This is a genomic window from Streptomyces sp. NPDC002537, assembly GCF_053594975.1.
Window position 1 is genome coordinate 1 of sequence record NZ_JBSFWT010000191.1, and the last position, 2,033, is coordinate 2,033.

At 76.2% G+C, this 2,033-nt stretch carries 2 protein-coding genes; one reads left to right on the forward strand and one right to left on the reverse strand.

Features of this window, described 5'->3' with window-relative positions:
* Positions 1-193: 193 nt before the first annotated feature.
* Positions 194-1,051: an alpha/beta fold hydrolase gene (locus ACWD4A_RS35310; RefSeq protein ID WP_451200566.1), complete on the forward strand. Its 858-nt coding sequence runs from the start codon at positions 194-196 to the stop codon at positions 1,049-1,051.
* Positions 1,052-1,093: 42 nt separating this feature from the next.
* Here the strand turns inward: ACWD4A_RS35310 and ACWD4A_RS35315 are convergent, their stop codons facing one another.
* Positions 1,094-1,876: a VOC family protein gene (locus ACWD4A_RS35315; protein ID WP_451200568.1), complete on the reverse strand. Its 783-nt coding sequence runs from the start codon at positions 1,874-1,876 to the stop codon at positions 1,094-1,096.
* Between the last annotated feature and the right edge of the window lie 157 nt (positions 1,877-2,033).

Here is a 2,033-nt window from a genome sequence, read left to right on the forward strand (position 1 = left end):
GCCGGACGGGCTGAATTGCAGGCTGCGGTCCGCACAATCCAGCCCGTCCGGCGTTTGAGGACGCGGCCGCAGGCCGCCCCCGCCGCTGGGGGTCCCCCCGGACGGAGTCTGGGGGAGGCAACGGACCCGCAGGCGGAAGCCGGAGAGGCACCCCCACACCGCCGAGCCCCCGGCCAGGGCCTAGCCTCGGAGGATGAGTCGGCCTCCCTTCCTCACCCTGCCCGCGTGCGCGCAAGCGCGCACCCTGTCGACCGCCCGCGGCGAGTTCGCGACCCACGACGCCCGCCCCGCCGCAGCGGCGAGCGGCACCGTGCTGCTCGTGCCCGGGTTCACCGGCAGCAAGGAGGACTTCATCGCCCTGCTCGAACCGCTCGCCGCCGCCGGGTACCGGGCCGTCGCCGTCGACGGCCGCGGGCAGCACGAGAGCGCGGGGCCGCGCGAGGAGAGCGCGTACGAGCAGGCGGAGCTGGCCCGGGACGTCATCGCGCAGGCGCGGGCCCTCGGCGGTGACGTGCATCTGCTGGGGCACTCCTTCGGCGGCCTGGTCTCCCGCGCCGCGGTCCTGCTCGATGCCTCGCCCTTCCGCTCGCTCACGCTCATGAGCTGTGGTCCGGCGGCGATCGCGGAGTCCCAGCAGGCCCGCACCCGGCTGCTGTTGGCCGCGCTGCGGCAGCTGGACCGGGAGTCCGTCTGGCAGGAGATGCGGAAGGCGGACGCGGAGGCCGCCCCCGCCGAGCCGGTCGCGCCCGCGCTCACGGAGTTCCTCCACCGCCGCTGGACGGGCACGACGACGGAGCAACTGCTCGTTGCCGGGCGGCAGTTGACGGTGGAGGAGGACCGTACGGCCGAACTGGCGGCGGTGGCGCTGCCCAAGCACGTACTGTCCGGCCGGCTGGACTACGCCTGGCCGGTGCCGTCGATCGACGCGATGGCGAAGGAGCTGTCGGCGGTGCGCACGGTCGTCGAGGGCGCGGGCCACTCCCCCAACGCCGAGCGCCCGGCGGCCACGGCGGAGGCGCTCATCCGCTTCTGGGACCTGACGGCCCGCTGAGCGGACGTATGGAAGTCATGACCGCGCTTCCGGGCGGAGCGCTCAGTCACGTGCCCCCGTGGTCACGGTGAACAGGCCGCCCTCCGGGTCCCGGAGCGTCGCCTCGCGGCCCACCGGGGAGTCGCCCGGTTCGGCGGCGACCGTGCCCCCGGCGGCGACGGCCGCCTCGACGGCCTTCTCGACGTCGTCGACGCGGAAGTAGACGTGCCAGCGCGGCCGGATCCGCGGGTCGGGCGCCTCCTCGATCGCGCCGCCGCGCAGGCAGGCCACCGTGTGACCGGCGGACCGGACCATCACCGCGTCGTCCTCGTAACGGACCTCGCAGCGGTCCGGCCGCCCGGTGGCCCACTCGAAGACCTCGCCGTAGAACATGGCGGCGGCGAAGGCGTCGCGGGTGCGCAGCTCCAGCCAGGCGGGCGCGCCCTCGTGGCCGATGCGCCACTCGCGGAGCGTCTCGCCCTCCCAGAAGCCGAAGACGGCGCCCGCCGGGTCGGCGGCGAGCGCGGCCCGGCCGGGGCCGACGGCGAGCGGCCCGACGGCGACGGTCGCGCCGCGTTCGCGGACCCGCGACGCGATGACGTCGGCGTCCTCGACGGCGAAGTACGAGGTCCAGGAGACGGCGACGCCCATGCGGCGGGCCACGTTGCCGATGCCCGCGACGGGCTTGCCGCCCGAGACGGCCACGGTGAAGTCCTCGCCCAGCCTGCCGCGCCGGAAGGTCCAGCCCATCACCGCGCCGTAGAAGTCCTGCGCGGCGGTGCGGTCGCAGGTCAGCAGGGACACCCAGCACGGCGCGCCCGGGACGGCGAGTTCGGAGGAGGCCATGGCCGATCGCCTCGATTCTGTTGCGGGTCTCTTCCGGGGCTCGCCGGATGCCCTGACGTTGGCAGCGCTCAGGAGTGGTGGGGGGGCGGGGGGGGGGGCCGGCGCGGGGGGGCGGGGGGGGGGGCCCCCCCGGGACCGCCGGCCCCCCCCCGCCCGA